A 25,175-nucleotide genomic window follows, 5' to 3' on the forward strand; every position below is an offset into this window, starting at 1 on the left:
TCTCCGTACTAGGGGCGGCCGAAGCCCAGCCCGCTGATGATGTTCTTGATGGTGTCCCAGTCGAAACCGTCGGGAGTCTCGGCCTGCTGTGCGATTTCTTGAACGTTCATGATGCTGTCCCCAGTGTGTTGTTCGGCTTTCGCTGGACACAGCTTGGCTCGCCGGGCGGGCCTCCCGGAAGGGCCCGGGGGTGGCACCAAATGCCTCCGCACCTTGGTGCCAGAGCCCACCCGAACGGCCTCCGACCACCGGGTACGTCTCTGGTCGGGGTGTTAACCACGGTGTACGCTCCGGCGTGGAGGGGGTACTTGGCCAGGAAGCAACAGACTGGGGGTCGCTGCTTTTCATGCTGAAGCCACTGGGGGTGGATGCAACCGGCGAATTGGTCTACCGGACGATGGTCGCGCACCGTGATTGGGGCGTGGCCGATCTTGTGACTTCGCTAGGTTTGTCCGAAGAGGAAGTACGTACGACACTCGATCGCCTGGCCGATCTCGCACTGGTCCGGCCCTCCCGGGAAGACCCCGACGCCCTGCGGGCCGTCGATCCCGAGTTCGGCCTGCTTTCCCTGGTGCAAATGCGACAGGCACAACTGCAGCGCAGCCAGCTGGAACTGGCCGAGAGCCACGCGGCGGTGTCCGATTTGATCGCCGATCTCCAGGAGGCCGCGCCCTCCCTGAGCCCGGACGAATTGGTCGGGATCGACGAGATCCAGCGGCGTATCGAGGTATTGGCGAGCCGGGCCAGCAAGGAATGCCTTTCCTTCATGCCGGGCGGCGCCCAGTCCGAGGCGAGCATCAATGCCGGAATGCCACTCAACCAAGCCGCGTTGTCCCGCGGCGTGGCGATCCGGACCGTTTATCTGGACAGCGCGCGCAACGACGCGCGCACGCAGAAGTACGTCGACTGGCTCGTCGAACGCGGCGGTGAGGTCCGCACCCAGCCGACCCTGCCCGCCCGGCTGCTCCTGGTCGACCGCGAGACCGCGTTGGTCCCGCTCGACGCGGAGAACACCCGCCAGGGCGCCATCCAGATCACCACGCCCGGCATCGTCTCGCTGATGCGGGCCTACTTCGAGCAGCTCTGGTACAGCGCGTCGCCGTTCGGCGCCGGCCGCACCCGGGACGACGAGGGCCTGACCGGCCAGGAGCGCGCCCTGCTCTCCTTGCTCTCCCACGGCATGACCGACGAGGTGGCCGCCCGCCGCCTCGGGCTGTCCCTGCGGACGGTCCGCCGGATGATGGCCGACCTGATGGACCGGCTGAGCGCCAAGAGCCGGTTCGAGGCGGGCATGCGCGCGGCGCAGCGCGGCTGGCTGGCCTGATCCCCGCCGGGAGGTGAACGCCGGCGTTCACCTCCCGGCGGGGTTCGCGGCCGCGCTATGCTCGGCGGCCTCCGACCCCCGAGGAGGCGGCCATGCCCGAGTCCATTGTGGACGGCGTCCGGTACGGACGGGACGGCGCGGTCGCCACCGTCACCTTCGACAAGCCCGAGCGCAGCAACGCGATGGACGTCCCGATGCAGGCCCGCTACGGCGCGGCGCTGCGGGAGGCGGACGCGGACCCCGAGGTCCGCGCGGTCGTCGTCACCGGAGCCGGCAAGTCGTTCTGCCCGGGCGCCGACCTGGGCCTGCTGGACGGCATCGTCGCGGCACCCCCGGCGGGCGGCGGCGGCCACGAGAACTTCCGCGACGTCCTCGCGGCGGCCACGGTGGGCATCCCGGTGGTGGCGGCGATCAACGGCGGCTGCGCCGGCCTGGGCTTCGTGATCGCGTGCGCGGCGGACGTCCGCTTCGCGGCCGCGGGCGCCAAGTTCACGACGGCGTTCGCCCGCCGGGGCCTGATCGCCGAGTACGGCATCGCGAAGCTCCTCCCCGAGCTGATCGGCCAGGGCCGGGCCCGCGACCTGCTGCTGTCGGGCCGCACGTTCACCGCCGAGCAAGCGCTGGAGTACGGCCTGGTCCAGGAGGTCGTCCCGGCGGGCGAGCTGACGCTGCGGGTCCAGGCGTACGCGACGGAACTGGCGACGTACAGCGCTCCGAGGTCGATGGCGGTGATGAAGCGGCAGTTCACCCGGGAAGCGGCACTGTCGCTACCGGAGTCGGCCCGCGAGGCGACGACGTTGATGGTGGAGTCGTTCAGCCACCCGGAGCTGGCCGAAGGGCTGGCGAGCTGGAACGAGCGGCGCGCCCCGGAGTTCCCGCCCTATCCGGCGGGCTGAACCGACACGAAGCCGCCCGGTATCAAGACGAACGGGCGAAGAGCCGATGCCACCATCGACTCGAACTGACGTGCGGCAGGTCGCACACCGTCGGCGGAGGCTGCGGTGCAGGCGGCGCGGCCTCCCGTTCCGACTGTGCGGGGCCCTGGTACATCGCCAGAATGCGCTGGAGTTCGGACACGCGCAGCTGCGCGTTCTCGAGGCGCCCGGCCAGATCCTCGCGACGACGCCGCTCGTACTCGGCGCGTTCGAAGTGCAGCTCCAGGAGATCGACGACTCGGCTCGTCTGCTGGGAGTCGGTCGACTCGGCCGCGACCAGCTCCATCTGCTCTTCCGCACGCTGTCGGGCCCGGTTGATCAGGACGAGTTCGGTCCGCATGTTCTCGATGTGTTCGCGCTCGCGCTCGTGCAGGGCCTGCAGTTCACTCTCCCGTTGCGCCTCATCCGGCGAGCTCTCTTCGCCGGCGGGTGAGCGGAGTGCGCGCATGCGCTCGAGATCGGCTTCCAGCTGCCGGCACTTGATCTCTTCCTTGGCCAGCCTCGCCGCGAGGTCCTGCTCACGCTGCCGCAGGTCGGAAACCTCCTGGCGGGCCTCGGTGAGACGATCGCGGAGATCGCGGGAGAAGTCGTCGAAGTCGCTGCGCACGATGACCAGGTCGTGCTCGCGAGGCGGCGCTTCGAGGCGCGCGCGAGCTTGCTTCCAAGGTTCCAGGGCCTCGGACCCGAGACCGCACGCCAGCAGGATCGCGACCATGTGGCCGTCCCGCGGCAGCCTCTGTCCCTTGAGCAAGTCCGACAGCGTCGACTTGGCCAAGGTGGTGCCGTGCTCAGTGGCCCAACGACAGACCTCGTCGTAAGTCTTGCCCGACCGCGACCGGACCTGTTGCAGCAAGTCGGCGAACTCGACGACGGTCGTCGCCCGGCCCGGGGCAAGATCGTCGAAGAGATGGGGCGACGAGGCTACTTCCACAACCAACTCGGTCGTTTCGGTCTCGCCGAGCGTTACTCCCCGTTCGATCCTGTTCTCCCCCGTTCGGCCCTGTTCGAGTCCGGCCCGATCTCGTTCGAAGTCCTGTGAAACAGCCCCTGACCAGGGCTTCCTGGGGACATGACGAAACCAGGAAGATCAAGCGAAGACCGCAGGCCGATCCCGTGGGAGGACCTGCTCGGACTCGTCCGGTGGACGGCCGGCTCACGAGAACGGTCACGAAACCTGCGCGGGTTGTTGTGCGTCCTGGGTGGGTTCGCCGCAGTGATCGTGGGCGAGCTTGCTGCCTCGGGCATCGCTTCCGCGGTGAGCATGCTGCTGGCGGTCGGCATCGGCTGTGGCTCACGGAGAAGGCGACGATGACCGAACGTTCCTGACGCTGGGCCGATGACAGGTGGTCATCGGCCCAGCGTCAGGTCGTCACCTCGGTGACCGCGACCAGGGTCAGCCGCGGGTCCAGCTCTGGGCCGCGCTCTGGTTGCAGTCGTAGATCTGCAGTTGTGTTCCGTCCACCGTGGTGCTGTTCGGGTCGTCCAGGCAGCGGCCCGACTGCGGGTTCACCAATGCTCCCGCCGTGCCGGCCTGCCACTTCTGCGCGCCCGAGCCGTTGCACTGCCACAGCTGGACCTTCGTGGCGTTCGCGGTGCCGCTGTTGCTGACGTCCAGGCAGCCGCCCTGGGCCTGCAGGGAGCCGTCCGCTCCGGAGAACCACTTCTGCGCGCCGCTCGAGTTGCACGTGTACAGCTGTGCGTGCGTTCCGTTCGCCGTGCCGCTCGTGGCGACGTCCAGGCACTTGCCGGCGACGCCCGAAGACACCGGGCCGATGTGCGGGAGCGTGCCGCCGTACGACGGCGGCGGGTTCGACGCCGCCCACGACGTGTTCGCCGACGTCCCGAGGGTGAAGGCCAGCGTGCCGCCCGAGGTGATCGCCGACGTCGGGGCGTACGCGTTGTTCCACGCCCCGCCGTTCCACGTCGCGCTCTGGACGTACGGCGCGTTGTCCGCCGCCGCCGGGGCGTTGATCGTCAGCGTGTTGCCGCTCGGCAGGCTGACCACCGACTGGGTGAACAGCGGGCTGCCCAGCGCGAGGTCGGGCGTCCCCGGCGTCATCGGGTAGAAGCCCAGCGCGGAGAAGACGTACCACGCGCTCATCGCGCCCAGGTCGTCGTTGCCGGCCAAGCCACCCGGCGCGTCCGTCCAGATCTGGTCCTGGACCTGGCGCACGACCTTCTGCGTCTTGTACGGCTGCCCGACGTAGTCGTACTCCCACGGCAGTTCGAGGCTCGGCTCGTTGCCCAGGTCGGCCTGGCTGCCGCCGCTGCCGTGGAACCCGGCCAGCACGCTGTCGAGGTAGCTGATCAGCGACGCGTTGCCGCCGCGCGCCGCGGCCAGCCCGGCGACGTTGAACGGCACCATGCCGGTGTACTGCCACGACGTGCCCTCGACGAAGTTCGACCCGCTCGCCGGGTTGAAGCCGGCGGTCCAGCCGCCGCCCGCGTCCTTGGGCTGCATGAACCCGGTGGCCGGGTTGAAGGTGTTCTTCCAGTTCTGCGCGCGGCCGGCGTAGACGGCCTGGTTCGCGGTGTCCCCCAGCGCCCCGGCGAACGCCGAGAGCGCGAAGTCCGCCGTGTTGTACTCCAGCTGCGTCGAGACCGGGCCGTAGAAGTTGCAGCACTGGTAGGTGCCGTTGGCCGGCAGGTACCCCGGCGCGTTGAGCGCGTTCAGCCCGGGCCGGACGTTGTTCGCCGCGCTCGCTTCGTGCAGCATCGCCTGCAGCGCCGCCGACGTGTCGAAGTTCTTCGCGCCGAACGCGTAGTAACTCGCGAGGATCGCCGTGCCCGGATCGCCGACCATCACGTACGTCTCGCCGTTGTTCTGCGCCCACTTGGGCAGCCCGCCGCCCTGGGCGTAGTCGGCGATCATCGACTGCGCGATGTCACTGGTCTGCGTTGGCGCCACCAAGGCGGTCAACTGCGCCTGTGTCCGGTAGATGTCCCAGCCGGAGAAGTTGGCGTACTGCGCCGAATGTCCGCTCGCGACGGTGTGGACCTGGTTGTCGAAGCCGATGTACTGCCCGTTGCTGTCGGAGAAGACGTTGGGGTGCAGCAACGAGTGGTACAGCGCGGTGTAGAACACGCGCTGCTGCGCCGTGGTCCCGCCGGCGACCTGGATCCGGCCGAGCATCGAGTTCCACGCGTTGTGCGCGGCCGTGTGGGTCGCGGTGAAGTCGAACGCGGGGATGTCCCCGGTCCGGTTCGCGACGGCGTTGGCCACCGAGACGTACGAGACGCCGACCTTGGCCTGCACGGTCCGGTTGGTCGTCGTGTCGAACCGGACGTACGCGCTGCCCGGGCCCGCGGCCGGAGCGGCGGGAGCGGCGGGAGCGGCGGCGGCCGCGGCCTTCGGCTCCGCGCCGTGCAGCTTGTCCGTCGACGCCTTGGGCGTCACGGCGGGCGCGGCGGCCGTACCGCTGGCGCTGAACGGGCGGTCGAAGACCAGGTCGAAGTAGAGCGTGTAGGTGAACCCGGCGCCGCAGAAGTGACCGGACGTGACCGACCCGGACACCTCGGTCGGGCTGACCACGGTCCACGTCTGGTTCGACGTCCCGTTCTGGCTGCCGTTGAGCTTGAAGAGCAGGTTCGCCTGCGACGTCGACGGGAACGTGAAGCGACCGAACCCGGACCGCAGCGCGGCGGTCAGCTCGGTCTTGACACCGTTGTCGAGACCCACGGAGTAGTACCCCGCGTCGGCGGTTTCGTTCGCGTGGGAAAAGGAGTCCGTCGCGCCGGTGTTGACCGCGCCGACCGTCGGCAGAATGGGGACGTCGCCGTCGGCACCACAGCCCGGACCGGACAAATGCGTCAAACTGAAACCGGTGATCGAGGAATCCTTGTATTCGTACCCGCCGCCGTCCGGGCGGCTGGGTGTGTCGGGACTCCACTGCACCATGCCGAACGGCACGTCGGCGCCGGGAAAGTCGTCGGCGGCGTTGGACGTGCCGATGAAGGGGTTCACGACGGACGCGGGATCGGCGACCAGCGTCGCCGCGGAAGCGGAAATGGGGATCAGGCCGGCCACGGCCAGCACGGAAGCGGCCGATAGCCGCATGAGGGAACGCAAGACCATGTCACTTGTCCTTCGCCGTTGAGCACAAGCACTTGAGCCACGCGATGGGAAACGGTCCTCGCGGGCTGACACCGTTGTCAACGGTCCGTGGTGATCCTGTCGCGTTCCGGACACGGCCGGGTGAAGCCGATGACTTTTCCGGCCGCGGGCCGTCAGTACTGAAGTCCGCGAAACGCCTCAAGGAGACACCCAGGAGACAGCATGGCGAAACTGCTCTACGGCTTCAGCATGTCGCTCGACGGCTTCCTCGCCGGCCCCGGCGGCGACATGTCCTGGCTGACCCCGTACCTGCGCCCTGATCCGGCGGTCGACGCCCTGATCCCGCGGATCGGCTCGCTGCTGGTCGGGCGCCGGACGTTCGGCGGCGACGACCCCCACCGCGGCGACGCGGAGCGCGAGGGCAAGGCCTTCGGCGGCGGCTGGGTGGGCCCGCAGTTCGTGCTCACCCACCGGCCGGCCGCGCCGGTCCCGGACGTCACCTTCGTCGGCGACCTGCACGAGGCCGTCGACGCGGCGAAGGCGGCCGCGGGTGACAAGTACGTCAACGTCCTCGGCGCCGACGTAGCGCGCCAGTGCCTCGAAGCCGGGCTCCTGGACGAGATCCTCGCGATGCCCGTGCCGGTCCTGCTCGGCGACGGCGTCCGGATCTTCGACCACCCCGGCGGCACGACCGTCCCGCTCGAGGTGGTGGCGCCGAACTGGTACCGGGTCCTCCGCTAGGGCCGCATCCCGAACGACGGCCGGCCCACCAGCTTCGGCAGCACGGCGTAGGCGTCCGGCACCCAGTCGCACAGCCGGGCGCGGGTCTCGCGCGGGTCGATGACGTCCTCCACGGAGAACCGCTCGGCCGTGCGGAACGGCGAGCGGACGGCGTCGAGGCGGGCGCGGATCTCCTCGATCCGCGCATCGCGGTCGTCGGCCGCGTCGAGTTCGGCGCGGTAGGCGGCCTCGATGCCGCCCTCGACGGGCAGCGAACCCCAGTCGCCCGAGGGCCACGCCCAGCGCCGGACCAGCCGGTGCCGGTTGGTCTGGCCCGCGCCGCCGACGCCGAACACGCGCCGCACGATCACCTCGGCCATCGGCACCCGCGCCTGGTAGACCGCGGTCACCGCGCGGGCGCCGTGGCGGATCGCGCCCGCGCGTTCGGCCGCCGCGCCGATCACCATGCCGGCCTGGTCCGTCAGCGACACCAGCGGCAGGTGGAACGTCTCGCAGAGGTCGACCAGGCGCGTCATGACGTCGGCGCCCTCGGGCGTCAGGGTCGCGCCGCGGTACGGGTCGGTGGCGAGCACGCCGACCGGATGACCGTTGAGCCGCGCCAATCCCGCGTACGCCGAGCCGCCTGAGACGGCGTAGTCGAACACCGAGCCTTCGTCGAAGACGCCGTCCAGCAACGGCCGCAGCCGGTAAGGCTGACGCCGGTTGCGCGGCACGAGCGAGAGCAGCGCCTCGTCGCGGCGGTCGACCGGGTCCTCAGTGGACCCGACCGGCGGCAGCGAGTCCACAGAGGACGGCAGGTACGACAGGAACTGCTTCAGCACGGCGAAAGCCTCGGCTTCGGAGCCGACGATCCGGTCCACCGCGCCGCTGCGCCGGTGGACGTCGGCGCCGCCCAGTTCCTCTTTGGACAGATCCTCCCCCGTCGCGTGCTTCACGACCGGCGGCCCGGCGACGAACAGCTGCGCGACGTCCTCGACGAGCACGCACAGGTGCGACATCACGGCCCGCGCGGCACCCAGCCCGGCCACCGGGCCGAGGCACGCCGCGACGACCGGCACCGTGGACAGGTTGTCCACCACCAGATCCCAGGCCGGGTTCACCGGGACGTAGGTGAACCCGTGCTGTTCCAGCATCTTCACGCTGCCGCCACCGCCGGTGCCCTCGATCAGGCGCACCATCGGCAGGCCCAGCTCGTTCGCGAGCCGCTCGGCGTAAACCTGCTTCTCCATGATCGCCGCGTCGGCCGCGCCGCCGCGCACGGTGAAGTCGTCCCCGCCGATCGCGACGCGGCGGCCGTCGAGTCGAGCGGTGCCGATGACGAAGTTGGCCGGCGTGAACGACTCCAGCGAGCCGTCCACATAGGACGCCGTCCCGGCCAGCGCGCCGATCTCGTCGAAGGTGCCGGGGTCGGCGAGTGCTGTGATGCGTTCGCGGACCGTCGAGCGCCCGGCCGCGCGCTGGCGGGCCACCTTCTCCGGGCCGCCCATCCGCTCGGCCAGCTCGCGCCGGCGGGCGATCTCACCGACCTCCGGCTCCCAGCTCATGCGTCGCCGAGCGCCTGCTCGACCTTGCGCTGCAGCTTGTTCATCCCGCCGAGCCACCGGTCGGTCTCGGTGGCGCGCGCCGCGTAGTACCCGGCGACCTCCGGGTGCGGCAGAACGAGAAAGCGCTTCTCTTCGATCGCCTTGAACAGCGCGTCCGCCACCTGCTCGGGCTCGATCGCCGACGCGCCCATGAGCAGCTGCCCGGCGGTGCCGGTGCTCTCCAGCATCGCCGTGCGCACCCCCTGCGGGCAGATCGCCTGCACGGTGAGGCCGCGGTGGCGGTAGGTCGCCGACAGGTACTCGGCGAAGGCCAGGGCGCCGTGCTTGGTCACCGAGTACGGCGCCGAGCCGAGGCTGGTGAGCAGCCCGGCGGCGGAGACCGTCGCGATGAAGTGACCCTTGCCGCGCTCGAGCCACGCGGGCAGCAGCAGGTTGGCCGCGCGGACGTGCGCCATCACGTTGACGTCCCAGGTGCGCGCCCAGACCTCCTCGGGGCTTTCCGCGCCGCCGAAGGGCGCGATCCCGGCGTTGGCGCAGAAGACGTCGATCTCGCCCAGGGTCTCCCGCGCGCTCTCGACCAGCTTCGCGACGCCGTCGACGCTCGCGACGTCACCGACGAACGCCGTCGCGCCGATCTCGGCCGCGACCTCGCGGACCTTGTCGCCGTCGAGGTCCGCGACGACGACCCGGGCGCCGTCCGCGACGAACCGGCGGGCCAGCGTCGCCCCGATACCGCCACCACCACCGGTGACGACGACGCCGGTCACAGGCCACCGCCCAGGGTCACGCCGCCGTCGAGGACGACGGTCTGGCCGGTGATCCAGCTCGCGTCGTCGGACAGCAGGAACGCCACCGCGCCCGCGATGTCGGACGGCAGGCCGAGGCGCTTCATCGGGTACGCCGAGGCGACCTCCTCCTCGCGGCCTTCGTACAGGGCGGTCGCGAACTTCGTCTTGACCACGGCCGGCGCGACGGCGTTGACCCGGATCTTCGGGCCCAGCTCGGCGCCGAGCTCGACGGTCAGGCGGATCAGCGCGGCCTTGCTGACGCCGTACATCCCGATGCCGGGCGACGCGCCGAGGCCGGCGACGGAGGCGACGTTGACGACCGCGCCGCCGTGCTCGCCCATCCACGCGTCGCGGGCGCGCTTGGTCCAGCCGAGCGGCGCGAGCACGTTGACGCCGAGGATCTTGGCCGCCGCGCCCGGGTCGATGTCGAGCGTCGAGCCGTAGACCGGGTTGATGCCGGTGTTGTTGACCAGGTAGTCGAGCCGGCCGAAGGTCTCGATCGTCTTCGCGACGGTCTCGTCCTGGTGGTCGGTGTCGTCGGACTTGCCGGGCACGAACATGGCGACGTCCGGGCCGCCGAGGGAGCTGACCGCCTCTTCCAGGGCTTCGGGCTTGCGCGCGGTGATGCAGACCTTGGCGCCGCGCTCGACGAGCGTCTTGGCGATGCCGAGGCCGATGCCCCGGCTGGCCCCGGTGACGATCGCGACGCGATCCTTGAACGAGTTCACGGCAGGGTGTCTCCTTCGACGTTGCCCGGAACATACTAAGCGGTCGGTTGTTGGTGCCATTATGCGCGATCCGCCCGCGGCCTCAAGACCGCGCGCGTCACACGCCGCGCTCAGCTCAGCTCGTAGTGCACCAGCTGCGCGCCACCGGTCGCGTAGTTGGCGACGTCCGCGGAGACCGCCTTGCCCTCGTCGGACCCCAGCGCGGCGGCCATCGCCTCGGCCGACTCGAAGTCGCCGTGGAAGACCGCGAAGTACGGGCTGGCCCCACCCAGGCCCTCGACGTCGAAGGCGTGCTGCATCCGGACGAGGCCGGGAAGCTTCGCCGCCAGCGGCAGGTGGACGCGGGTGTAATGGTCACGGAAGTGCGCGGGATCGACGGGCGGCGGGTAGAGGACGGTGAGCCGGTGCACGGGCAGTCCTTTCGGCGACGGGAGAGCGGTCCACCGAGCGGGACCCGCGACCGGACAGTAGCGGAGGACCGGCCCCCGAGCCCGCCGGTTCCTCAGCGGCTCACGCGGGTGCGACGTCGGCGCCGAGCCCGGCGAGCGTCATGACGACGGCGAGCCGAGGTCGAGCCGCATGAGCCAGCGGACCCGGCGGTCGGCCCGCGCTTGAGTGGGCCGTACCCGGTCGAAGCCGGCTCCGGCGAACAACGTGGTCGTGCCGACGTGGGCGGCGCTCGAGCCGATCCGCGCCCCCTCCGTGTCGACCGGGTACCCCTCGATGGCCGGGGCGCCGCACGAACGCGCATAGGCGACAGCTCCGTCCAGCAGAGCCCGGGACACGCCGCGGCGCCGATACGGCGCCCGCACCACGAAACACACCACGCTCCACACCGGCAGGTCGTCGAGCGGGGGCATCGTCCGCGACCGCACGAGCCGCTCCATCCGCGACCGCGGCGCCACGCCACACCAGCCGATCGGCACGTCGCCGTCGTAGGCCAGCACGCCGGGCGCGGGCTTCTCGGCACACAACGTGCGGACATGCTCGGCCCGCTGCTCACCCCGCAGCGCGCTGTACTCGGCCGAGGTACTCCGATACGCGAGGCACCAGCAGGCACGCTCGTTCCCGCTCGGGTTGAGGATCGCCGCCACGTCCTCGAACCGGGACGCGGGACAGACGTCGAAAGAGGCAGGCATGGGATCACCGTAGATCCGATTCCCGACCGAGCTGTGCCGGGCGACGGGCCGGCGCCGCGGTCTTCCCGTGGCACGACGATGGCGCCGGCTCGCTGCTGAACCGACGCCATCGCCGAATCCCCGCCAAGCACGGAAGGGACACAGAACCGCGATTACCCAGCCTCGCGTCCTTTGAACACGGATCAACGCGGCATCGACGATCCGCTCAGCGGATCGTCGACCAGAAACCCGTCAGTGCCGCGGCGCCGCGGGCCGGGGCCTCGGTCATCCACCAGTGGCCCAGTCCGTCGAGGACCGCGACCTGGGCTCCCGCGCGGGCGGCCGCCCGGCGGCGTTGCTCTTCCGTGCCGACGACGTGGTCCGCCGTGGCCAGGATGGCCAGGCCCGGGCGAGCCGCCGCGCGCTCCAGCTCCAGGCCGAGGCCGGGTGGGCCCGCCTGGGCGGCCGATCGGTACAGGGCCAGCACCGCGCGGCCCATCGCCTCGCCCTGGCCCGCCGCCACCTGGGCCGCGACCGCGCGGCCCATCCCCCGCTGCACCAACGTCTCCGTGCGTTCCTCGACGGTGCCGCCGAACCGGGCCGCGACGTCGGCCTCGCCGACGCCGGGGGTCTGCCAGCGGCGGGCCAGCTCGTGCCACTCGTAGCCGGGGTCGTAGACGCCGAGCACGTCGCTGACCCAGCTGCGCACCAGGTCCGGGCGGCTCAGCACCACGTTCACCACGTGCCCGCCGCCGACGTCGTGGCCGACCAGGTCCACCGGCTCGCCCAGCGCCGTCAGCTGTTCGACCAGCCAGTCCCGGTACTCCGCGTGCGTGGCGCCGAACCCGGCCGGCAGCGGCGCCCCGAAGCCGGGCGGCGACAGGCACACCAGGTCCGGCCGGACGGCCGCCAGCTCGGCCAGCAACGGCTCCCAGACCGCCGCCGTCTCCGGGTTGCCGTGGACGAACACCGCGGGCATCAGACGGCGACCGGGCTGGTCGGCTGCAGGACCGACTCCACCAGCGCCTCGCTGCGCAGGTGCGCGACCGCCTGGTAGTCCGGGTCGCGGACCATGGCCGCGAACGCCCGCCGGTCCGGGTAGCGGACCAGCACCACCATGTCCCAGGCCTGCCCGGCTTCGGCGACCAGGGCGCGCCCGCCGTCGCCCAGGTACTCGACGCTCAAGCCGTAGCGGGCGTTGATCGTGTGGCCGAGCGCCTCGGCGTAGCGCTGGTAGCTCTCGCGGCCGCCGTCCGGGCGGAACCGCAGCAGGTTGAGCATCACGACCGGGCCGCCAGGGTCGTCGGCGAGCAGGGCGTCGAGTTCGCGGTCGTCGATGTCGATCATCAGGAGCCTCCCGGGTTCAGGCTTCCACCCAAACATACTTGTTGACCGACACGCAAGTTAGTTTGATAGGCTGCGGTCATGCCGACGAGCACCCGCCGCACCCAGCAGGAACGCCGTGACCAGGCGGAAGCCGCGCTACTGGCCGCGGCCGCCGAACTGGTCGTCGAGCAGGGGGTGCGCTCGCTGACCCTGGCCCGGGTCGGGGAACGCGCCGGTTACAGCCGCGGCATCGTCACTCACCACTTCGGCGCCAAGCAGACCCTGGTCGAACGGCTCGCCCGCGCCACCCAAGCCGGCTTCGTGCCCGGCCTCGACGGCGTGGCGCCCGGACTCGACCGCCTGCTGCGGCTGATCGACGGCTACCTCGGCGCGCTCAGCTCGATCGGCGTGTTCAACCAGGCTTTCCTGCTGCTGTGGGCGGAAGCTCCGACACAACCGGAGCTGGCCCCGATCTTCCGCGAGCGGGACGACGCCTTCCGCGCCGACCTGCGCGACGACGTCGAAGCGGGCATCGCGGACGGCACCATCGACCCCGGAGCCGCTCCGGACGACGTCGCGGTGGCCGTTGTCGGGCAGCTCCGCGGGATCGCACTGCAACGGCTGCTCGATCCGCGGAGCGTCGACACCGAACAGCTGCGCCGCGGCGTCACCGGATTCTGGCGCCGCGCCCTCAGCCGACCGGCTGCAGCGGGATGACCGGATCCAGGCCCAGCAACGCCCACTTCCTCCGCACGTAGGCGGAAGCCACGATCAGCAGGGCCTGGCCTTCCGCGGCACACCGTTCCACAAGAGCCAGCAGCGGCACGACGGCTTCCAGGGTCAGGAAGGTCACCGCCGAAAGGTCGACCACGACCGGGGTACCGGGCGGCACGGCCAGCGCCGGCGCGAAGGCCTGTTCCGCCTCTTCGGTACCGGCCAGCTCGGGTGCGGCGCGAAGGGTGAGCACCGCCGCGGCCTCGAACGGCGTGGGGTCGCCGGCTGTCCCCATCTGCCCACTTCCCTTCCGGGCTCGGGTGCGAGCGTCCACGATCTTCAGGCATTCGGCGCGGGACCCCACCCGGATTGCCGGGTCACGGCGACCGGGTGGACGTCTCCGTCGCCCGGGGCGCGTCGAGCAGGCCGGCCAGCAGCCGCAGCCGCTCGTCGTCCGGGCCGCCCGGCTCCGCGGTGTAGACGATCAGCACCGGCCCCGGCGCCCCCGGCATCGGATACGCGTCCCAGTCCAGGTTCAGCTCCCCGACCAGCGGGTGGTCGACGCGCATCCGGCCGCGGGTCGTGGCCTCGACGTCGTGCCGGGCCCACAGCGTCGCGAACTCCGCGCTGCGCACCGCCAGCGCGCCCACCAGCTCGACCGCCCGCGGGTGACCCGGCTCCGCGGCGACCTGGGCCCGCAGCATCCCGGTCAGCTCGGCGACGGTGGCCGCGCGCTCCGGGCACGCCCGATCGGCCTCCGGGTGCAGCAGCAGCGCCAGCAGGTTCCGCTCGGCCCGGGGCACCTCGGTGAACGCGCCCAGCAGCGCACCGGCCAGCGGATTCCAGGCCAGCACGTCCAGGAACCGGCCGACGACCAGAGCGGGTGACGTCGTCGCGCGCAGCAGCCGCAACGTGGTCGGCGGCACCTCCTCCGGCGGGTACCGGCGGGCCGGCCGGGCCGGGGTGCGGGCGGCCGCGGCGAGGCTGTGCAGGTGCCGGGTCTCCTCGGCCGAGAAGTCCAGCGCCCGGGCGATGGCGTCGAGGACCTGGCCGGAGGGCCGCACGTCACGCCCCTGCTCCATGCGCTGGTAGTAGTCCGAGCTCACCCCGGCCAGCAGGGCCAGTTCCTCGCGGCGCAGGCCGGCGACGCGCCGCCGCGGACCCGGCTCCAGGCCGACGTCCTGCGGCCGCACCCGGGTCCGCCGGGTCCGCAGGAACTCGGCGAGCGCGCGGCGGGGGTCATCGGTCACCGGCCCAGTATGCCGGCGGCGTGACCGGCGAAGGTGGGTCCGGCGGACCCAGGACAAGGCGAACGACCGTGCCGCCGTGAATACGCCCCAGGATCGGTGTCGCACCAGCCGACCACGGGAGGAAACACACCATGAAGGCCGCACAGATCACGAGCTTCGGAACCCCGGACGTCCTGCGGGTCACCGAGACCGACCGCCCCTCCCCCGGTGCGGGCGAGGTCCTGGTGGCGGTCGAGGCGTCCAGCGTCAACGGGCACGACGCGATCGTCCGCGCCGGTGGGCTGCGGATGGTGTCCGGCCGCAAGTTCCCGATCGGTGTCGGCCTGGACTTCGCCGGGGTCGTCGTCACGACCGGGCCGGGCGTCGAGGGCCACCGCGCCGGCGACCGGGTCTGGGGCATGGTCCACCCGCGGCAACGCCACACCGTCGCCGCCGCGGCCGAGTACGTCGTCGTCCCCGCCGAGCGCATCGCGCCCGCCCCCGCGGGTGTCCCGGCGGTCGAGGCGGCGTCCCTGGTCGTGGCGGGCAGCACCGCGCTGATCGCGCTGCGCGACAGCGTCCAGCTCAAAGACGGCGAGCGGGTCCTGGTCCGCGGCGCGGCCGGCGGCGTCGGCACCGCCGCGGTGCAGCTGGCCCGCGCGCTGGGCGGCCGGGTCACGGCGCTGGCCCGCGACCGTCACGCCGCGCTCCTGCGCGACCTGGGCGCCGACGAGGTCCTCGACTACGGCACCACGACGCCGGATCGGATCGGGCCGTTCGACGTCGTCGTCGACACCGTCGGCTCCGAGCTGAACCGCTACCGCGGCCGGCTGGCCAAGGGCGGCCGGATGGTCACGATCGCCTTGTCGCCCCCCGCGCTGGCGGCGATCGCCGCGTCGACCGTCCACGGCGCCCGGCGCATCCGCGCGTTCAGCGCCAACCCCGGCTCCGCCGTGCTGGCCGAGCTGGCCGGCTACGTCACGTCCGGCGCCCTGCGCCCGGTCGTGCAGGGGGTGTACCCGCTGGCGGACGTCGCCGCCGCGCACGAGGCCTTCGAACGCGGCGGCGTCATGGGGAAGCACGTGCTCGCCGTCAGCCGCTGAAGCTCAGTCTCGTTTGGACGGTGGCCGCGGGAAGAAGAACGCCACCCGCTTCTGGTAATCGCTGTAGCCGGGGCGATCCTGCATGCGCTTCTCGGTGCGCTTGGCGCCGGTGGCGAACATCAGCAGGTAGCTCATCAACGCCGGCGCGGGCAACGTCCACAGGCCGGGCGACGACGCGGCCGCCGTCAGCCACGCGCCGTCCCACACCAGCGAATCGCCGAAGTAGTTCGGATGCCGCGACCAGCCCCACAGGCCGGTGTCGAGCACCTCGGGCCGCTCGTCCTTGTCCCGCTGGGAGTACACCGTTTTCTGGTGGTCGGCCAGCGCCTCCACCACGGCCCCGCCGACCATGACGGCCAGCCCGGCCGGGGCCAGCCACCGACGCTTGCCGCGCGGGAGGGCACTGGCGGCGGCCAGCTGCACCGGAGCCGACACCAGCAGCTGGCACAGGCCTTGGGTGAGGAACACCTTGCCGACGACCGCCGGCGTCGAAGCGCCCTCCAGAAACTCGGTGTAGCGCGGATCCTCTTCGTCGCTGCCGCGCAGGCGGCTCAGCATCTGGCGTTCGAGCCGGGCCGCCCACGCGACGGTGAGCGCCGCCAGCGCCCAGCGCCGCCGGGCGTCACCGCGCCCGGCCAGCGCGCTCGTGACCGCCACGGCCGCCAGACCGGGACCCCAAACGGCGTCGGCGTAGTCGCGCCGGCCCTTGCGCAACGCGAAGACCGCGGTCGCGGCCTGCGCCGCCGTCACGACTGCGGCCGACAGCCCGGCCACCCGCCGCAGGTTCGCGGTGTCCAGCGTGCGCGGTCTCATCGCCGGGCCAGGCCGTTGAGCACGTCGGTCAGCTGCTTCTCGGTGTCGTTGCCCAGCTTTTCGAAGACCACCTTGCCCAGCGGGGCCGCGACCTTGGCCAGGCCGTTGAACTGCAGCTCGTTGGTGTAGGTGATCTCGGAACCGGCGCCGCTGGGCGTGACGTCGATGGTCTCGGTCGAGGTGGCGGTGTCGTTGCGCCCGACCAGCACGATGCGGTCGCCGGCGAGCTGCTCGAGGGTGTAGGTCAGCTCGGTGCTGATGCCGGCGATCTTGGAGGTGTTGTGCCACGACGAGCCGACCTTGACCGGGCCGCTGTCGTTGCGGGTGCAGCGCTCGGTGCCGGGGTCCCACTCTTCGGCGTGGCCGAAGTCGGCCAGGTAGGGGACGACGACACCGGGAGCCGCCTCGACGGTGAACGTGCGGGAGACAGTGGTCATGGATCCACCCTTTCGATCAGCTTCGACAACGGACTTGAGTTCCGCGCCGGGACGGATCCACCGGCTACCCCGGCACCGGCAACGACCAAACAACCCGCCCGGGTGACACGCCTCATGCGGTCACTCCCCCGCCCGCCGCACAGCGGGCGTCACGAAGTCCACGGAGGTCACCGGCTGCCACGGCCCGCCCAGGTACCGCCACACCGCGAGCCCGGTCGCCGAACCCGTCCGGGGCCCGAAGTCCGGGCGGAGCGCCTCGATGGTCGCCCTCGCCGTTTCGCGGCCGACCTTGTTCTGGACGGTGACGTGCGGCTTCAGCGGCTGCGCGTCCTGCGCGGTCAACCACGATCGCCACCGGGTCCGCAGTTTCCCGTGCAGGGACGTCAATGCGGCGGCGGACAAGGCGATGGCGACGCCACCGCCGAGGGAGTTGACCCCGTCCACCGCGAAGGAGAACCGCGGGCACCTCGCCGCGATCTCGGCGCAGTCGGCGATGACGGCGTCCGCGTGCTCGCCCGGCAGCGCGTGGAAGAGCGTTACGTGCGCGCCCACCTTCAGCCGCTCGGCCGGGAACCACGTCCGGCGCAATTCGTCCCACGCGCGCTGGGATTCCCGGTCGACGGCGAGTGTGACCACCAGTGGCGGCTCGGCTGCCGGCACGCCGTTCAGTTCAGCACGACGATCGCGGTGTTGAGCGCCGTCGCGAACAACGTCCAAGCCAGGTAAGGGACCTGCAGCGCGGCGGCCACGCGCGAGCGGCGCCAGAACACCGCGACCGCACCGGCCACCGCGACGTCGAGGAGCACGATCTCGACCAGCGCGAGCGTGTAGGCGCCGGCGGCGAAGAACAACGGCGTCCACGCCGCGTTGAGCACCAGCCCGACCGCGTACCAGGTGAAACCCGCACGGGTTCCGCCGGCGCGCCAGTACAGCCAGCCGGACACGGCGATCAGGACGTACAGCACCGTCCACACCGGACCGAACAGCCAGGACGGCGGCGCCCACGGCGGCTGCTCGAGCCCGGCGTACACCGCGCGCGAGGACGACGCGGCCAGGCCACCGACCACGGCGACGACGGCCACCGCGGCGAGGAACCCGGCCAAGGCGACCGGTGCCGGGGCGGAACGGTGCACGGTGGTCATACCGGTTCTCCCACGTTCGACGGAGCGGCGGCCGCTCCGAGCAGGTGCGCCAGCGCGTCGCCGAGCCGGGTGTGCCGGAAGACGTGCCCGGCCGCGAGCAGCCGTTCCGGTTGCACGCGCTGATCGGCGAAGGCCAGCTCGCGGGCGCCGTCCCGGCCGAGCAGCAGCCGCGGTCCGAAGTGCGGCACCTTCAGCAGCGCCGGGCGCTTGAGGGTACGGGCCAGGACCCGGGTGTACTCGACGTTGCGTACCGGCTCGGGGCTCACGGCGTTGACCGGCCCGTCGAGGCCGCGGTCGGTCAGCGCGCGCAGGTAGACGTCGGTCAGGTCGTCGAGGCCGATCCACGGCGTCCACTGGCGGCCCGCGCCGAGCGGCCCGCCGAGCCCGGCGGCGAACAGCGGGTACTGCAGCCGCAGCAGGCCGCCACGCGGGCTCAGCGCCAGGCCCGTGCGGACCTGCACCACCCGGATCCCGGCCGCCGCGGCGGGTTCGGTGGCCGCCTCCCACTCGGTGACGATGTCGGCCAGCGCGCCCTCGCCCGGTTTGCTGTCTTCGGTGAGGACGTCGTCGCCGCGGTCGGGGCCGTAGTAGCCGACGGCCGAGGCCGACACGAACACCCCGGGGCCGTCCGGGGTGCGGGCCGCCAGCGCGGCCAGCGCCCGGGTCGGGCCGATCCGGCTGTCCCGCACGGCTTTCAGGTGCCGGTCGTCGAACCGCCCGGCGACGGAGGTGCCGGCCAGGTGGACGACCGCGTCGACACCGGCCAGCAGGCCGGTGGCCGGCGCGGCCGGGTCCCACGTGCGCTCGTCGCGGGTGCGCGCGGGCCGTCGCACCAGCCGGATCACCCGGTGGCCGCCGGTGGTCAGCAACGCCGTCAGCGCGGTCCCGACCAGTCCGCTCGCGCCGGTGACGGCCACGGTCAGCGGTTCGCGCCAGTACCGGTGCTGGGCGGCGAGATCGGCGGCGAGCTGACGGTGGCGGTAGGCGAACATCGACCGGAGCAGCGCGTCGGGCAGCGGCGTTTCGACGAGGTCGGTGACGACCGTCCGATCAGGACTGTCGGCGGCGAAGCGGTGGGTGTGGCGCCAGGACAGCAGGTTCGACAGCACCGGCGTGTCCAGCCGGTCGACGAACTGGTGCGGCGGCCGGTAACCGTCCGGGTCATGGGCCGCCACCCAGCGCAGGCCGGCGGGCAGATTCAGCCGAGCCCGGCCGTCGCGCAGGGAAGCGGCTTCGGCACCGACCTTGACGGGCTGCCACGGCGGCGTCAGCCGCACGATCGCCCCGGGCAGGCCGTGCCATGCGAACACCTCGTCGAGCGGGGCGGCCACCACGGTGGAGTACTCGAAGGTCACGCGATCACCTCCACGACGCGACTACGATCCGGACACCTGCGGAGCGTAGGTCGCGTACCGGGCCGTCGCACTCCGAGCGCGATGCAGATGCGATGCAAACCGGGTTCAGACTTCGGACAAGCGTGGTCGCCGCGCCACCACCGGCGGCCGTGACCACGGGGTGCGGCCCCAGGGCTTGGCGACCGACAGCCACGTCATGGCCAGGAAGGCGACGATGTTGAGCGCCGCGCCGTAGGCGAGCGGGCCCGCCACCGGGCTCTCGACGCCCGCGGCGGCCGCGGCGATGCTCTGCTCGACCCACACCCCGAGGCCGAACGTGCTGTAGCCGATCACGGCGACGGTCAGCACCAGCTTCACCAGGACCCACCAGAACCGGGTCAGTCCCCACTTCGTCAACGCCCCCAGCACGATCCCGCCGACCAGGGTGGTGAAGGCCGCCGGGATGACCACGAAGTCGTCGATGCGCTCGATCAGCCGGTAGGCGACCTCGCGGACGCCGGGCTCACCGGTGTACCCGGCGGTCATCGCGAGCACGACGTTGGCCGCGCCCGCCCCCAGCCAGCCGACGGACACCGCGACGTGCACGAACACCATCACCTGCCGCAGCCGCTTCCCGGCCGTCCAACGCCCCATTTCCCCATCGTGACCGACGGCGGCCACGCCCGCAGCGCGATCCGGCGAGGACGCGCCGTACGCGCTCCAACTTCGATGCACGGGCCCGGTCTTCGTTGCGCCGGCGAGGCGGCGGTGTGACGATCGCCGAGCGGGCAACCGCCGGAGGAGGGTCGCCGATGAGTTCACTCACCACGCCGACCAAGGGGTCGAGCGCGATCGAGCGGGCGGTGGGCGACGCCGCGGACAACGCCGATCAGCGCTACCGCCTGGCCAAGGGCCTGCGGCACCAGATGAACAAGGTGTTCCCGACCCACTGGTCGTTCCTGCTGGGCGAGATCGCGCTCTACAGCTTCATCATCCTGCTGCTCACGGGTGTGTACCTGACGTTGTTCTTCGACCCCTCGATGCAGGAGGTCGTCTACCACGGCAGTTTCACGAACATGCAGGGCCTGGAGATGTCGCAGGCGTTCCGCACGACGTTGGACCTTTCGTTCGACGTTCGTGGTGGGTTGTTCATGCGGCAGCTGCACCACTGGGCGGCGTTGATCTTCGTGGCGTCGATGGCGGTGCACATGCTGCGGGTGTTCTTCACCGGCGCGTTCCGCAAGCCGCGTGAGGCCAACTGGGTGATCGGTGGTCTGCTGCTGGTCCTGGGCTGTTTCGAGGGTTTCTTCGGGTATTCGCTGCCGGATGACTTGCTGTCGGGTACGGGTATCCGGGCGACGTTGTCGGGGATCGTGTTGTCGGTGCCGGTGATCGGTACCTGGATCCACTGGGCGTTGTTCGGTGGGGAGTTCCCCGGCGACCAGATCATCCCGCGGCTGTACACGCTGCACATCCTGCTGCTGCCGGGCATCATGCTGGCGCTGGTCGGGGCCCACTTGGCGCTGGTGTGGTACCAGAAGCACACCCAGTTCCCGGGGGTGCGGCGCAAGGAGACCAACGTCGTCGGGGTGCGGATCATGCCGTACTTCGCCCTCAAGGGCGGCGCCTTCTTCGTCATCGTGCTGGGTGTGCTGACGTTGATGTCCGGCCTGCTCCAGATCAATCCCGTGTGGAACTTCGGGCCCTACAACCCGTCCCAGGTCTCCGCCGGGTCCCAGCCGGACTGGTACATGGGCTGGGCCGACGGTCTCCTGCGGGTCTGGCCGGCCTGGGAGCTCTACCTCGGTGACCACACCGTGCCGCCGGTCTTCTTCGCCGGCGCCATCGGCATCGGCGTGCTGGTGACGGTCCTGCTGAGCTACCCCTTCATCGAACGGAAGCTCACCGGCGACCACGCGCACCACAACCTGCTGCAGCGCCCGCGTGACGTCCCGGTCCGCACCTCCATCGGCGCGATGGCCATCACGTTCTTCCTCGTGCTCACGCTGTCGAGCTTCAACGACATCCTCGCCTTCGAGTTCGACGTCTCGCTCAACGCCCTGACGTGGGCCGGGCGGATCGGCCTGCTCGTGGGACCGCCGTTGGCCTACTTCGCGGCCTACCGGTTGTGCGTCGGCCTGCAGCGGGCCGACCGCGAGGTGCTGGAGCACGGCGTCGAGACGGGCATCATCAAGCGGCTGCCGCACGGTGAGTTCATCGAAGTCCACCAGCCGCTCGGCGGCGTCGACCGCCACGGTCACGCGATCCCGCTCGAGTACCAGGGCGCGCCGGTGCCGAAGAAGATGAACAAGCTGGGCACCGCCGGCCACGCCGTGCCGGGTTCCCTGCTGCGCCCGGACCCCGACGACGAAACCCGCGCTCTGCAACGAGGGCGCCGGTGATCGCGCCGGCCGATCAGCTGCTGTAGACACCCAAAGCCGCCGCGAACGACGGCGGGAGCGGCTCGCCCACCGTCGGCAGCCCGTGCCACCCCGGGCCCGCCGGGCGCACCGGCACCCCTTCGGCGCTCAGGACGCGCAGGAACCGCACGTCGGCCGACTGCGCGGTCATCGACCAGACCACGACGTCGCGTGGGGCGAACCGGGCGGACATCGCCCGCAGGACGTCGACCGAGACCGGCCCGCTCAGGAACGCGGCCGCGGCGCCGTCGTCGCTCAACGCCGCGCTGAGCATCTTGACCGGCAGCTCGTGCCGCTCGGTCGGGCCACAGACGAACAGCACGGGCGCCGAGCCCGGCAGCGCGGCCGCCGGGGCCGCGTACCGGTCGATCGCCGCCGAGGCCGTGGTGGCCAGCGCCCATTCGGCGACCATCGCCTGGCGGTCGTCGTGCTCGGCCCAGCGTTCCCCGATCACGCGCAGCACCGGCGCGACGACCTCGGTCCACGTCTTGGCCACGCCCAGGCTGGTGAAGGCGTCGTCGACCAGCCCGCCGATCGTGGGCAGGTCGAAGGACTCCGCGGCTTCGGCGAGCCGCTCCCGGCGGCGCCGGACGGTCGTCTCGGCGGCCGAGCGCGACAGCACGAGCCGGGCCGCGTCGCGTGCGCTGGTCCCCTGCGCCTGCAGCGCCCGCATCCGGCGCAGCCGCTCGACGTCCTCCGGGGTGTACCGCCGGCGGTTGTTGTCCTCGCGCTGGGCGGCGCCGATCCCGTAGCGCTTCTCCCACGTCCGCAGCGTCACCTGGGACACCCCGAGCGTCCGTGCCACCTCGCTCGAGCCGAGCGAACGTGCTTCGGACGTATCGGTCACGTCGTCTCCCCGTGTTCGTCACAGCATACGTTGCATCGCGGCTGCATCGCCGGACGAAGAGGCTCAGGTGCCGGGCTCCGGCGCGGTCATGGCCCAGCGCACCGCCTTGACCAAGGCACCGGCCGCGAGCCGGATGACCGTGGCCTCCGCCACCGGCAGGTACGGCAGGCGCAGCCGGGCCCGGGTCCACACCGGCAGCATCCCGACCGCGGACGCCGCGAGCACGGCGTACGGAACCCTGGCGGGCCAGGGAATCGGCGGGGTGACGAGCAGGAACCGAGCCGCTTGGCGCGCGTCCGCGCTGCCCCGCAGCTCCGGCCGGTACGCGGCCAGCGCCCGGTCGAGCTCGTCGCGCGTCCGGGGTGGATCGAGGACGCCGAGCTTCTCGGCGACCAGCGCGGTCTCCGCGACGTAGCGGTCACATCCGGCCTCGTCGAGCGGATGTGCGCCGTAACGCTGGTGGGCACGCAGGAAGCTGTCCGTTTCCGCGACGTGCACCCACTTCAGCAGGTGCGGGTCGTCGGCCCGGTAGGGCTGCCCGTCCTCGGTGGTGCCGCGCACGCGCCGGTGCACGCCCCGCACGACCGCGACGGCCCGGTCGGCGTCGCCGGTGGTGCCGAACGTCGTCACGGCGAGGAACGTGCTGGTGCGCTGCAACCGGCCCCACGGGTCACCCCGGTACCCCGAATGGGCGGCCACCGCGGCCATCGCCGACGGGTGCAGCGACTGCAGCAGCAGCGCGCGCAACCCGCCGACGAACATCGCCGTGTCGCCGTGCACCTGGCGGATCGCGCTGTCCGGAGCGAACCAGCGCGGTCCGGGCGCGTGGTGGATCCGGTCCCGGTTGCGTGGCCCGTCCGGGCCGGCCACCCGCGCGAAGAGCGCGTCGCGAGCCCGTTCCCGCACCTGCGCCACGCTGGTCAGCGACATCGTCATGGGCCCTGGTCTCCGTCCTGCCGAACCGTCCGGCCGAGTCACCGCTTCGATGCAACTGCGATGCAGATTCGACCCGCTGTCGGCTCTCTCGCATCGCCCGATCGACCTGTCCTCACTCAGCCTACCTGCCGAAACTCGGCGATCAGACCGCTCCAGCGGGGACTCCGCAGTGGATCACCGCCGCCCGGGCGCGGGCGACCGCCGGATCTTCCACTTAGATTTGCATCGTCCTTGGATCGACGGCCGGAAGGTGACTCATGGCCGAGAGCAAGCTTCGAGCCGCCTCGCGCGGGCCACGTCCGGCGAGCAGCCGGTGCGCCGCCGCCCGGGTTCGATGAGCCGTCGCGAGCACGTCGGTCATGGCCTTCGTGACCGCGTGCGGGGTCAGGCCGTGCGGGTCGAGCACGCGACCGGCCGGGATGCACTCCAGGTCGTGGGCGACGGCGAACTGGTCGCTGGAAAACGGCAACGCGAGCGCCGGTACACCCGCCGCGAGGCACTCGGTGAAGGTGTTGTTGCCGCCGTGGTGCACCACGGCGGCCACCCGGGGCAGCAGCGCCCGCTGGGGCACCTGGTCTTCGACCTCGACCCGGTCGTGCCCGGCGAACGCCGCCCGCACCGGCGCGACGCGGTCTCCGGCCGCCACCAGGACCGTGACGTCGGGGATCCGCAGCAAGCCGGTCACGACGGTGCGGAGCACGTCGTCGCGAGCCGACAGGAAGGTGCCGAAGGAAACCAGGACGAGCCGGCGCCGCCCACCGTCGGTCGACCGGTCGACCCGCCGCACCCAGTCGTCGGTCAGGCGCGTCTCACCGACGTCACTGCAGTGCCCGGCGAACCGCAGCTCCGGTCCCCGCGGCAGGTCGGGCAGCCACGGCAGCTCGGGGTAGTTGAACAGCACCGCCTCCGGGGACGTCAGGCCGAACGCGCTGGGCGGCGCCGGCCGGGACGGGGCGTGCTCGGCCAGGAACGCCGTGAACAGCCCGGTGAACAGCCGGTCGTTGGCCTCGGCTTCGGCGCGGAGGCGAGCCAGCTCCCCGGCGCCGGGACGGATCGCGTCCGGCCAGTACGGCGGCAGCCCGAAGAAGCGCCCGGGACCGTCCAGGACGTAACTGGGGTGACCGGGGCAGTAAGCAGCCCAGCGGCGGTCGAGGCCGTAGATCGCCAGGGTGACGACGTAGGCCAGCTGGTCCACGAGGTACCAGTCCGGCCGGACCCGGTCGTCGAACTCCCGCACCGAAGCCAGCACCGCGGCGGGATCGGGCAGCATGTCGGCCCGCCGGTGCCGGGCCTGGGCGAGCAGCGCCGGGATCGCGCCCGCCCGCGTCGCGTCGAGGAACTCGGCCAGCCGGGCCGCTCCGGCGGCTTCCTGCTGCGTGCGCTCGGCGATGCCGGTGTTGGCGTTGTCCCCGAAGGCGAGCACGCCGAAGGGCAGCCCGTGTTCCTCGGCGAGGCCCGCGAACGCCGGCGCGCACGCGAAAGTCACGTCGGCGCCCTCGGCCGCGAGCGCGGCGCCGACCGTCGCGAGTGGACGCGCGTGCGACGCGAACGGCGGGCTCACCACCGCGATCCGCGGTCTCGTGGACGCGTTCATCCGTACCTCCTCCGTCTCCCCCGACCCTACGGCCTGAGCACTGGAGCC

The 25,175-nt window shown here is 71.9% G+C and carries 26 protein-coding genes; 6 read left to right on the forward strand and 20 right to left on the reverse strand.

Annotated elements, in window-relative coordinates; translation table 11 throughout:
• Positions 1–346 precede the first annotated feature (346 nt).
• Both OHS58_RS21545 and OHS58_RS21550 read left to right on the forward strand, forming a co-directional pair.
• On the forward strand, positions 347–1,324 hold the full coding sequence (locus OHS58_RS21545) for a LuxR C-terminal-related transcriptional regulator (protein WP_326947980.1): 978 nt from the start codon (positions 347–349) through the stop codon (positions 1,322–1,324).
• 92 nt (positions 1,325–1,416) lie between these two features.
• Positions 1,417–2,220 carry an enoyl-CoA hydratase-related protein gene (locus OHS58_RS21550; RefSeq protein ID WP_328649612.1) on the forward strand — a complete coding sequence of 268 codons (804 nt, stop codon included), beginning with the start codon at positions 1,417–1,419 and terminating at the stop codon, positions 2,218–2,220.
• Between the two features lie 22 nt (positions 2,221–2,242).
• Here the strand turns inward: OHS58_RS21550 and OHS58_RS21555 are convergent, their stop codons facing one another.
• On the reverse strand, positions 2,243–3,190 hold the full coding sequence (locus OHS58_RS21555; protein ID WP_326954607.1) for a hypothetical protein: 948 nt from the start codon (positions 3,188–3,190) through the stop codon (positions 2,243–2,245).
• 462 nt (positions 3,191–3,652) lie between these two features.
• Positions 3,653–6,334, reverse strand: a complete 2,682-nt coding sequence (locus OHS58_RS21560; protein WP_326954608.1) for a lectin — start codon at positions 6,332–6,334, stop codon at positions 3,653–3,655.
• Between the two features lie 201 nt (positions 6,335–6,535).
• On the opposite strand from OHS58_RS21560, the gene OHS58_RS21565 reads away from it, so the two are divergent.
• On the forward strand, positions 6,536–7,054 hold the full coding sequence (locus tag OHS58_RS21565) for a dihydrofolate reductase family protein (RefSeq protein WP_328649613.1): 519 nt from the start codon (positions 6,536–6,538) through the stop codon (positions 7,052–7,054).
• Here the strand turns inward: OHS58_RS21565 and OHS58_RS21570 are convergent.
• From OHS58_RS21570 to OHS58_RS21600, 7 genes are all read right to left on the reverse strand, one after another.
• Complete coding sequence (locus OHS58_RS21570; RefSeq protein ID WP_328649614.1) at positions 7,051–8,598, reverse strand: acyl-CoA carboxylase subunit beta; 1,548 nt, start codon at positions 8,596–8,598, stop codon at positions 7,051–7,053. The two genes, OHS58_RS21565 and OHS58_RS21570, sit on opposite strands and share 4 nt — an antisense overlap.
• Positions 8,595–9,365 (reverse strand): SDR family oxidoreductase, encoded by a 771-nt coding sequence (locus OHS58_RS21575; RefSeq protein ID WP_326954611.1) that lies wholly within the window; start codon positions 9,363–9,365, stop codon positions 8,595–8,597. Before OHS58_RS21575 ends, OHS58_RS21570 begins: the two co-directional genes overlap by 4 nt.
• Positions 9,362–10,114, reverse strand: coding sequence for an SDR family oxidoreductase (locus tag OHS58_RS21580; RefSeq protein WP_326947974.1), 753 nt, complete (start codon positions 10,112–10,114; stop codon positions 9,362–9,364). The genes OHS58_RS21575 and OHS58_RS21580 overlap by 4 nt, the downstream gene beginning before the upstream one ends.
• A 110-nt stretch (positions 10,115–10,224) precedes the next feature.
• Complete coding sequence (locus OHS58_RS21585) at positions 10,225–10,524, reverse strand: EthD family reductase (RefSeq protein WP_326947973.1); 300 nt, start codon at positions 10,522–10,524, stop codon at positions 10,225–10,227.
• Between the two features lie 138 nt (positions 10,525–10,662).
• Positions 10,663–11,253 carry a GNAT family N-acetyltransferase gene (locus OHS58_RS21590; protein WP_328649615.1) on the reverse strand — a complete coding sequence of 197 codons (591 nt, stop codon included), beginning with the start codon at positions 11,251–11,253 and terminating at the stop codon, positions 10,663–10,665.
• Between the two features lie 205 nt (positions 11,254–11,458).
• On the reverse strand, positions 11,459–12,211 hold the full coding sequence (locus OHS58_RS21595) for an alpha/beta fold hydrolase (protein WP_328649616.1): 753 nt from the start codon (positions 12,209–12,211) through the stop codon (positions 11,459–11,461).
• A complete protein-coding gene (locus tag OHS58_RS21600) occupies positions 12,211–12,579 on the reverse strand; it encodes a DUF1330 domain-containing protein (protein ID WP_328649617.1) in 369 nt (122 codons plus the stop codon). The genes OHS58_RS21595 and OHS58_RS21600 overlap by 1 nt, the downstream gene beginning before the upstream one ends.
• A gap of 78 nt (positions 12,580–12,657) precedes the next feature.
• Between OHS58_RS21600 and OHS58_RS21605 the strand changes: the two genes are divergently transcribed.
• The gene (locus OHS58_RS21605) at positions 12,658–13,275 is read left to right on the forward strand and encodes a TetR/AcrR family transcriptional regulator (protein WP_328649618.1); all 618 of its coding nucleotides are present in this window, start codon (positions 12,658–12,660) and stop codon (positions 13,273–13,275) included.
• Here the strand turns inward: OHS58_RS21605 and OHS58_RS21610 are convergent.
• Both OHS58_RS21610 and OHS58_RS21615 read right to left on the reverse strand, forming a co-directional pair.
• A complete protein-coding gene (locus OHS58_RS21610) occupies positions 13,250–13,567 on the reverse strand; it encodes an STAS domain-containing protein (RefSeq protein WP_328649619.1) in 318 nt (105 codons plus the stop codon). The two genes, OHS58_RS21605 and OHS58_RS21610, sit on opposite strands and share 26 nt — an antisense overlap.
• Before the next feature lie 82 nt (positions 13,568–13,649).
• The gene (locus OHS58_RS21615) at positions 13,650–14,522 is read right to left on the reverse strand and encodes a helix-turn-helix transcriptional regulator (RefSeq protein ID WP_328649620.1); all 873 of its coding nucleotides are present in this window, start codon (positions 14,520–14,522) and stop codon (positions 13,650–13,652) included.
• Between the two features lie 131 nt (positions 14,523–14,653).
• Here OHS58_RS21615 and OHS58_RS21620 point away from each other — a divergent pair, with 131 nt between their 5' ends.
• Positions 14,654–15,604, forward strand: coding sequence for an NADP-dependent oxidoreductase (locus OHS58_RS21620; RefSeq protein ID WP_328649621.1), 951 nt, complete (start codon positions 14,654–14,656; stop codon positions 15,602–15,604).
• A 3-nt stretch (positions 15,605–15,607) separates the two neighbouring features.
• Here the strand turns inward: OHS58_RS21620 and OHS58_RS21625 are convergent, their stop codons facing one another.
• The 6 genes from OHS58_RS21625 to OHS58_RS21650 form a co-directional block, all read right to left on the reverse strand.
• Positions 15,608–16,417 carry a DUF1295 domain-containing protein gene (locus tag OHS58_RS21625; RefSeq protein ID WP_328649622.1) on the reverse strand — a complete coding sequence of 270 codons (810 nt, stop codon included), beginning with the start codon at positions 16,415–16,417 and terminating at the stop codon, positions 15,608–15,610.
• Positions 16,414–16,854: an SRPBCC family protein gene (locus OHS58_RS21630; RefSeq protein ID WP_328649623.1), complete on the reverse strand. Its 441-nt coding sequence runs from the start codon at positions 16,852–16,854 to the stop codon at positions 16,414–16,416. The genes OHS58_RS21625 and OHS58_RS21630 overlap by 4 nt, the downstream gene beginning before the upstream one ends.
• 120 nt (positions 16,855–16,974) lie before the next feature.
• Positions 16,975–17,514 carry a 2'-5' RNA ligase family protein gene (locus OHS58_RS21635; protein ID WP_328649624.1) on the reverse strand — a complete coding sequence of 180 codons (540 nt, stop codon included), beginning with the start codon at positions 17,512–17,514 and terminating at the stop codon, positions 16,975–16,977.
• A 5-nt stretch (positions 17,515–17,519) separates the two neighbouring features.
• Complete coding sequence (locus OHS58_RS21640; protein ID WP_247049289.1) at positions 17,520–17,996, reverse strand: TspO/MBR family protein; 477 nt, start codon at positions 17,994–17,996, stop codon at positions 17,520–17,522.
• Positions 17,993–19,351 (reverse strand): TIGR01777 family oxidoreductase, encoded by a 1,359-nt coding sequence (locus tag OHS58_RS21645; protein ID WP_326947962.1) that lies wholly within the window; start codon positions 19,349–19,351, stop codon positions 17,993–17,995. The genes OHS58_RS21640 and OHS58_RS21645 overlap by 4 nt, the downstream gene beginning before the upstream one ends.
• A gap of 105 nt (positions 19,352–19,456) precedes the next feature.
• Positions 19,457–19,984, reverse strand: coding sequence for a hypothetical protein (locus OHS58_RS21650; protein WP_247049285.1), 528 nt, complete (start codon positions 19,982–19,984; stop codon positions 19,457–19,459).
• 158 nt (positions 19,985–20,142) lie between these two features.
• Between OHS58_RS21650 and qcrB the strand changes: the two genes are divergently transcribed.
• Positions 20,143–21,732: a cytochrome bc1 complex cytochrome b subunit gene (qcrB, locus tag OHS58_RS21655; protein WP_326954620.1), complete on the forward strand. Its 1,590-nt coding sequence runs from the start codon at positions 20,143–20,145 to the stop codon at positions 21,730–21,732.
• A 13-nt stretch (positions 21,733–21,745) separates the two neighbouring features.
• Here the strand turns inward: qcrB and OHS58_RS21660 are convergent, their stop codons facing one another.
• From OHS58_RS21660 to OHS58_RS21670, 3 genes are all read right to left on the reverse strand, one after another.
• Positions 21,746–22,597 carry a MerR family transcriptional regulator gene (locus tag OHS58_RS21660; RefSeq protein ID WP_328649625.1) on the reverse strand — a complete coding sequence of 284 codons (852 nt, stop codon included), beginning with the start codon at positions 22,595–22,597 and terminating at the stop codon, positions 21,746–21,748.
• Positions 22,598–22,660: 63 nt separating this feature from the next.
• Positions 22,661–23,533, reverse strand: a complete 873-nt coding sequence (locus OHS58_RS21665) for an oxygenase MpaB family protein (RefSeq protein ID WP_328649626.1) — start codon at positions 23,531–23,533, stop codon at positions 22,661–22,663.
• Between the two features lie 214 nt (positions 23,534–23,747).
• Positions 23,748–25,127, reverse strand: coding sequence for a glycosyltransferase (locus OHS58_RS21670; protein WP_328649627.1), 1,380 nt, complete (start codon positions 25,125–25,127; stop codon positions 23,748–23,750).
• Positions 25,128–25,175: the final 48 nt, after the last annotated feature.

Origin of the sequence: Amycolatopsis sp. NBC_00348, assembly GCF_036114655.1 — a bacterium.
In the GTDB taxonomy this organism is placed as follows: Bacteria; Actinomycetota; Actinomycetes; order Mycobacteriales; family Pseudonocardiaceae; genus Amycolatopsis.